Raw genomic sequence first — 6,982 nt, 5'->3', positions numbered from 1 at the left:
GGTTGGGCCGCATAGCTCGGCTGCGGGCGGGCCGCGGCCGTGATCTGGGGTTCGACGCGAACCGGCTCGCCGGCGCCGGCGCGGGGGCCGGCGTGTAGAGGTCGGCTTGCGGCGGGGCCGGCGCGGGCTCGTAGCTGCGCATCACCGGTTCCGGCGCGGGGGCCGGCGGAGGGGCGTAGGCTTGCTGAGGCTGCGGTTGCGGCTGCTGAGCGACAGGCGGCTCGACATAGCGCGAGGTCTGGGCCGCCGGGGTCGCATAGATCGAGCGGACCGGCTCGGCGGCGACCTGCGGGGCGACATAGCCCACGGGGCGGGCCGGTTCCGGCGCACGCAGCGGCGGGGCCTGCAGCGGGCGACGCTCCATCTTCGGCTCGATGGCCGCGATCGAGGCGCCGTCCATGCCGGTGGCGACCACCGACACGCGGATCATGCCTTCCAGGGTCGGGTCGAAGGCCGCGCCGAAGATGATGTTGCCCTCGGGGTCGACCTGTTCGGAGATGGCGTTAGCCGCCTCGTCGACTTCCAGCAGGGTCATGTCCAGGCCGCCGGTCACATTGACCAGCACGGCCTTGGCGCCCTTCAGCGAGACTTCGTCCAGCAGCGGGTTCTGGATGGCGTTCTGAGCGGCCATCAGGGCGCGGTCCTCACCGGACGCCTCCCCGGTGCCCATCATGCCTTGCCCATCTCGTCATGACCGTGCGGACGTCGGCGAAGTCGAGGTTGATCAGGCCGGGCAGAACCATCAGGTCGGTGATGGAGCGAACGCCGGAGTGCAGGACCTGGTCGGCCATGCCGAAGGCCTCGGCGAAGGTGGTCCGCTCATTGGCGACCCGGAACAGGTTCTGGTTCGGAATGACGATCAGGGTGTCGACATAGCGTTGCAGTTCGCTGATGCCGGCCTCCGCCAGACGCATGCGGTGACGGCCCTCGAAGTGGAAGGGCTTGGTGACCACGCCCACCGTCAGGATGCCGCGCTCACGGGCGCACTTGGCGATGATCGGCGCGGCGCCGGTGCCGGTGCCCCCGCCCATGCCCGCCGTGATGAACACCATGTGGGCGCCGTCGAGATGCTCGCCGATCTCGGGGATCGACTCCTCGGCGGCGCTCATGCCGACTTCCGGGTGGGCGCCGGCGCCGAGGCCCTGCGTCACCTGAACGCCGAGCTGGATGCGCCGGTCGGTCTTGGAGAACGAAAGCTGCTGGGCGTCGGTATTGGCGACGACGAATTCGACGCCCTCCAGCCCAGCCTCGATCATGTTGTTGACGGCGTTGCCGCCCGCCCCGCCGATACCAAACACGACGATGCGCGGCTTCAACTCGGTCGCGCGCGGCGCGGAAAGTGCAATAGCCATGGGACCTCTCGCGTCCTCCGTCAGTCTGCTCTTGGGACTTCGGCGCCCGCTGGCCGGAACCCCGCGACGGTAGGCGTTAAGGAAGCGCCCACCATCGTTAATTGGCGGTTAACTGCATAAGGCGAGTCGGAGATCAGTCGAGCCGGTCACGGAGCAAAATTTGTTAGCGCACAAGGCTTGCGCGTTAACCATGCTTCTGAACTGCGACATCCTGTCTCACGATAACCTTAGAGCGTTCCGACAGTTGTCAGATTCGGTCCTAGGCCGGGAGTGAGTCGCTTTTGAGTCGCACCTTGGCCACCGGTGTCGAATTCCCCAGCGCCGCGTGCATTGGGCGGCCGACGCAATCTTTGGTTAGAGACGCCGCGGGGGCTCACCGCCCTGTACGTTCGTCCAAAGCCGACTGTCCGGTCGTTCAGTTCGCCCGGCTGCGCCGCTCCCTATGCTCGCCCGCCTGAGTTGTGAGGACCACGCCAGGGCGAGCCGCCAAGCCCGCCCCGAACCGGTCCCACGGCGTCAGACATCCGCGCGGGCCGTGACCGGGGGACGGGGCTCGAGCGGATCGCCGGTCCGATGCTCGGGCGGCGAACGCGTTCACTCGCCTCCCCCGTCAAACTTGGAGCAGACCCATGAAGACCCTTCGCCAGAACCTTGTGACCCTGGGCGCCGCCGCCCTCTCCGCCGCCGCCCTGTCCGCGGCCGCCGGAGCCGCTCACGCGGAGTCCCCCTGCAACGGCCTCAGCGGCTACTATGGTAACGTCACCGCCATCGTGGTCGGCCAGGACGGCAAGACCGTCAACCTCACCCTGGCGAACGGCCGACCCAACGCCTACGGGACCTGCTCGGGCGGCAACCTGACCGTGACCTTCCCCGACGACCGCACCCTGACCGGCACGTTCGACGGCAAGACCATCCGTTGGTCGAACAACACGACCTGGAGCAAGCAATAGGCCTCAAGCCCCAGGGGCGATCAGAGCCGATACGCGCCGTCGAGCCTTAGCTCGGCGGCGTTGTCGCCTGTGGGGCTCTACAGGTTCTCGCGCAGCCAGGCCGCGGCCTTGGCGACCGGATTGGCGTGGGGGTCCAGCGGCTCGCGGCGCAGCTTGGCGCTGGCGAGCGTCTTGGCCGAGACCGCCTCGCGGGGCCCGAAGGCCGAGCGGTGCAGCACGCCGGCCGCCGCGCAGAAAGCCGGACCGGACGCGGCGTCGGCCAGGTGCGGCACCCGGCGCGGACGGCCCAGGCGGACCGGACGGTCGAACACCCGCACGGCCACTTCCCGCACGCCGGCCAGCTGGCTCGCGCCGCCGGTCAGGACCAGGCCCGCGCCCGGCTCGACCGGAGCGCCGGAAGCCTTCAGGCGGTCGCGCAGCAGTTCCAGGGTCTCTTCGACGCGGGGGGCGATGATGCCCTTCAGCAGCGAACGCGGGGCGATGACCGGACCGGCGCCCGGATCGTCGCCGCGCGGCGGCGCCTCGATCATCTCGCGATCCTCATTGGCCGAGGCGATGGCCGAACCATGCAGGGTCTTGATGCGCTCGGCGCCGGCGACCGAGGTCGACAGGCCGCGGGCGATATCTGCGGTCACGTGGCTGCCGCCGACCGGCAGGGTCTCCACATGGATCAGGCTGCCGCCGGCGAACACCGCCGCCGAGGTCGAGCCGCCGCCCATGTCGATGCAGACCGCGCCGAGATCCATCTCGTCTTCTTCCAGGGCAGCGAGCGCCGAGACGAAGGGCGCGGCGACCACGCCTTCGAACTGCAGGTGCGCGCGCTCGACGCAGGCGCCGAGCGTCTGAAACACCGCCTCGGACACCGACACCACCAGCAGCTCCACGCCCAGCGAGCGGCCGAACATGGCGCGTGGGTCGCGGATGCCGGACTGGCCGTCCACCGACCAGGCCACGGGCAGGATGTGGGCCGCGCGACGGCCCGGAATCTTGATCTGCGCCAGAGCCGCATGGATGGCGCGCACCAGGTCGCCGTCGGAAATGGCCCGCGCGCCCAGGGAGACGCGGCCCGCCACGCGATGGCTGGTGAGCGATCCGCCCGCCGTGCAGACGGTGACGCCCTGAACCTGCACGCCGGCCACGTTCTCGGCCCGCTCCACGGCCTGGGCGATGGCGTCGGACGCCTCGTCCAGATTGACGATCGAGCCGCCCTTCACGCCGCGCGACTGCACATAGCCGACGCCGGCCGTGGTCAAGGTGCGGTCACCGCGGCGGATGCCGTCGGGCTTCATGATGAAACAGGCGACCTTGGACGCGCCCAGGTCGACAGCCGCCACGACGGGCTGGCGTCCAAGCGCCGCCTTCAGTCCGTCCCGGCCTTCTTTCCGTGCTTCTGCGCGGGTCGCCAAAGTCGTCTGGCCCTTCATCTTAAACGCCATTCGCCACGAGCTGGCCCGGCAGGGCCCCGTCTCGCGGCCGCACCGCCACCACCGAGGGATCGCGCAGGTCGATCCGCTCGAAACCCAGTTCGAGAATCCGCGACTTCTGGTCCAGCTGCTGCAGCTGGATCAGGGCGGCCTCTTCGTCGACAGCCGGCAGCTGCACCAGTGAGCCGTCCTTCAGCCGCAGATCCCAGCGGCGGTTGTCGACCCGCACCAGGGCCTCCAGCCGCTCCATCAGCCGCGGCTGAGCCGCCACGGCCGGCAGGATCGTCGCCGCATATTCATTGGCGCCGTCGCCGACGATCAGCGGCAGGGTCGGGAACTTGGCGGACTCGGCCTCGGGGATCACCCGGCCGTGGTCGTCGATCACTACGCTGCGGCCGCCATGCTGCCAGACGGCGAGCTGGCGGCGCTCCTCGACCTTGAGCACCAGGGTGTCGGGCAGCAGGCGCACGACGCTGGCCTGCTTGACCCAGCCCACCGCCTCGACGCGCTGGCGCAGGGCCTCAAGGTCTAGGCCGAGCAGCGGCTGGTCCTTGTAGACGCCCGCCGCCTTGAGGATGTCGGCGGTGGCCATGGGCGACGCGCCCTGGACCCGCACGGAATTGAGCTTGAATCCGACCGCCCCGAACTCGCTGTCGATGGCGGTCTCGATGCCCTGGGCCAGGTGCTCGGCGCGGTGGCCGGTCGCCAGCGTGATGATCAGGGCGACGGCCATCAGGCCGGCCGCGCCGATCAGGGCGTTCTGCGGAGAGAGGCCGACCACCTGAGCCGCGCGCAACTTGGCGTGCGGGATCGGGGCCGCCCCCCGGGGCTTGGCCTGGGAGCGCGCCTTGGAGCTAGCGGGTGCTTTCGCCCGGGGTTTCGCCTGAACGCGCGATCCCCCCCGCAACGCCGCGGGCATAAGCATCCTCCGTGATCCAAAGCACCAGTTGGTCGAACCCCACACCCTTCAGCGCCGCCTGCTCGGGAACGAGCGAAGTCGGCGTCATGCCGGGCTGTGTGTTGACCTCCAATAGGACCAGAATGTCGTTAATGTCGTCATAACGGAGGTCGCTGCGGGTAACGCCGCGACAACCAAGCGCAGCATGCGCCCGCTCGGCCAATTCCAACGCCTTGTCAAAGGCATGGCCCGGAAGTTCGGCCGGTAGGATGTGGCGCGAACCGCCCTCTCCGTACTTGGCTTCGTAATCATAGAAACCGGTGGCGGCGACGATGTCTGTAACCGTTAACGCCTTGCCGTCCATGACCGCCACGGCGAGCTCGCGCCCCTGGATATAGGGCTCGACCATGACCTGCTCGCCGAAGGTCCAGCTGGGGGCGACCACCTCCTGGGGCGGACGATTGGCGCCCTCCATGATGATGAACACCCCGACCGAGGACCCCTCCGCATTGGGCTTCACCACATAGGGTGGGGCGATGACGTGGTCGGCCGCGACCTCGAAGCGATTGAACAGCCCGCCGCCCGGCACCGTGACCCCGGCGGCGGCCATCACCGCCTTGGCCTTGGCCTTGTCCATGGCCAGGGCCGAGGCCAGCACGCCGGAGTGGGTATAGGGGATCTGCAGGGTCTCGAGGATCCCCTGGACGCAGCCGTCCTCGCCCCATTCCCCGTGCAGGGCGTTGAAGCAGACGTCGGGCTTCAGCCGGGCCAGCACCTGGGCGAGATCACGCCCCGCATCGACATAAGTAACCTTGGCGCCCAGGCGCTCCAGCGCCGCGCCGCATTCGCGGCCTGAGACCAGGCTGACCTCCCGCTCGGAGGACAGACCGCCATAGAGCAGGGCCACATGACGGCCGGAGAGAGGAAGGCTCACTTGGACTCCTGGGCGGCCAATGCGCGGAAATCGATGTCGCTGTCGGCGACGGAGTAGAGGAAGGCGGTCCACACCGCGACGTTCTGGGCCAGCTCCGCCGGATCCACCTTGTCCAGGGTGTCGTCAGCCGAGTGGTGCAGGTCGAAATAGCGGCTGGCGTCCTGGTTGAAGTCGACGAAGGGCACGCCGTTGGTCATCAGCCCTTCGATGTCCGAGCCGCCGAACCGGGGCGCGGTCGGGGTGACGATCACCTTCAGGGGCGTGATCGCCGCGGTGAAGGCCTTCATGGCCGGATGGGACAGGCTGTTCTTGGGAACCGACAGGCTCCAGATGTGACCGGCGCCCAGGTCGCTCTCGCCGGCGACCACCAGATTGGGCGACTCCGCCTTGTGGGCCGCGCCATAGGCCTCGCCGCTGCCGCCCTGCTCTTCCGAGCCCCACATGACCACGCGGATCGTGCGGCGCGGATGGGCGGACGCCGCCAGCTTGGCCGCGGCGGTGGCGATGGCGACGCCCGAGCCGTCGTCGATGGCGCCCGTGCCCGGATCCCAGCTGTCCAGGTGACCGCCGACCACCAGCACCTCGTCCGGTTTCTCGCGGCCCTTGAGTTCGCCGACCACGTTCCAGGCCTGGGCCTTGGGGTTATAGGTCGACTGCAGGTTCAGGCGGATGCGGATCGGCTGGCCGCGATCGGCCATGTGCTCCAGGAGCTCGGCGTCGACCGTGGACAGGGCCGCGGCCGGAATGCCGCCCGGCGCGGCCGTGCCCGTGTGCGGCAGGCGGGTGTCGTCAGTGGAGAGCGAGCGCAGCAGATAGGCGACCGCGCCGCGCTTTGCGGCCTCAGCGGGCCCGCGGGTCCGCTGGGCGTTGATCGCGCCATAGCCGGAGCCGTCCTGGGCGCGGACCATGCGGCCGGTGACCACCACGATCTTGCCCTTCGCCGCTTCCGGCGGCGCGGCCAGGAAGGCGGCGTAGGAGCGATAGAGCACGATCTCGCCCTCCAGCCCGCCCGCCGGCGTCGGGGTCGAATTGCCGAGGCCCAGGATCGCCAGCTTGTGCGGATAGGGAACCACGACCTCGGCGCTCTCCTCGCCGCGCAGCCAGGCGCCGGTGACGAAGGGCTCCACATGGACGTTCTCGAAGCCCAGGCTCTGCAGCTTGGCGACGCCCCAGTCCTTGGCCCGCGTCATGGCCGCGGACCCGACCTGTCGGCCGCCCACCTCGGTGGTCAGGGATTCCAGAACGTTCCAGGCCGTGGTGTCGCTCAGCGCCTTGTCGCGCAGGGCGGCGGCGTTGGCGCCGAGGTCGGCGGCGGCGGCGGGAGAGGCGGCTGTCAGGACGGCGGCGGCGGCCGCGAGCAGAAGCGTTTTCATGCCTCGCCGGTCGCCCGTTCCGGGCCGGGAGTCAAGCGCTCCCCTCCCCGC

At 69.7% G+C, this 6,982-nt stretch carries 5 protein-coding genes and 1 pseudogene; 1 reads left to right on the top strand and 5 read right to left on the bottom strand.

Annotated features, from left to right (window positions below; genetic code table 11):
* A pseudogene (ftsZ, locus tag MQH10_RS14200) lies at window positions 1-1,352 on the bottom strand (cell division protein FtsZ); the annotation flags it as partial.
* Between the two features lie 629 nt (window positions 1,353-1,981).
* On the opposite strand from ftsZ, the gene MQH10_RS14195 reads away from it, so the two are divergent.
* Window positions 1,982-2,302: a hypothetical protein gene (locus tag MQH10_RS14195; protein ID WP_242564688.1), complete on the top strand. Its 321-nt coding sequence runs from the start codon at window positions 1,982-1,984 to the stop codon at window positions 2,300-2,302.
* Window positions 2,303-2,379: 77 nt separating this feature from the next.
* On the opposite strand, the gene ftsA is transcribed toward MQH10_RS14195, so the two are convergent.
* The 4 genes from ftsA to MQH10_RS14175 are packed head-to-tail and all read right to left on the bottom strand — an operon-like array spanning window position 2,380 to window position 6,931.
* Window positions 2,380-3,726: a cell division protein FtsA gene (ftsA, locus tag MQH10_RS14190; RefSeq protein ID WP_242564687.1), complete on the bottom strand. Its 1,347-nt coding sequence runs from the start codon at window positions 3,724-3,726 to the stop codon at window positions 2,380-2,382.
* Between the two features lies 1 nt (window position 3,727).
* Window positions 3,728-4,645, bottom strand: a complete 918-nt coding sequence (locus tag MQH10_RS14185) for a cell division protein FtsQ/DivIB (RefSeq protein WP_242564686.1) — start codon at window positions 4,643-4,645, stop codon at window positions 3,728-3,730.
* Window positions 4,581-5,579, bottom strand: a complete 999-nt coding sequence (locus MQH10_RS14180; protein WP_419720778.1) for a D-alanine--D-alanine ligase — start codon at window positions 5,577-5,579, stop codon at window positions 4,581-4,583. Before MQH10_RS14180 ends, MQH10_RS14185 begins: the two co-directional genes overlap by 65 nt.
* A complete protein-coding gene (locus MQH10_RS14175) occupies window positions 5,555-6,931 on the bottom strand; it encodes a M20/M25/M40 family metallo-hydrolase (protein WP_242564684.1) in 1,377 nt (458 codons plus the stop codon). The genes MQH10_RS14180 and MQH10_RS14175 overlap by 25 nt, the downstream gene beginning before the upstream one ends.
* Window positions 6,932-6,982 lie beyond the last annotated feature (51 nt).

Origin of the sequence: Phenylobacterium aquaticum (assembly GCF_022695515.1) — a bacterium.
Taxonomy (GTDB): Bacteria; Pseudomonadota; Alphaproteobacteria; order Caulobacterales; family Caulobacteraceae; genus Phenylobacterium; species Phenylobacterium aquaticum.
Note: the sequence above shows the minus strand (reverse complement) of the source record. Positions and strands in the feature narration are given on the sequence as shown.

Coding starts and splice junctions, on each gene's coding strand:
- MQH10_RS14195 (WP_242564688.1), top strand. CDS start 1,982: ATGAAGACCCTTCGCCAGAACCTTGTGACCCTGGGCGCCGCCGCCCTC.
- ftsA (WP_242564687.1), bottom strand. CDS start 3,726: ATGAAGGGCCAGACGACTTTGGCGACCCGCGCAGAAGCACGGAAAGAA.
- MQH10_RS14185 (WP_242564686.1), bottom strand. CDS start 4,645: ATGCCCGCGGCGTTGCGGGGGGGATCGCGCGTTCAGGCGAAACCCCGG.
- MQH10_RS14175 (WP_242564684.1), bottom strand. CDS start 6,931: ATGAAAACGCTTCTGCTCGCGGCCGCCGCCGCCGTCCTGACAGCCGCC.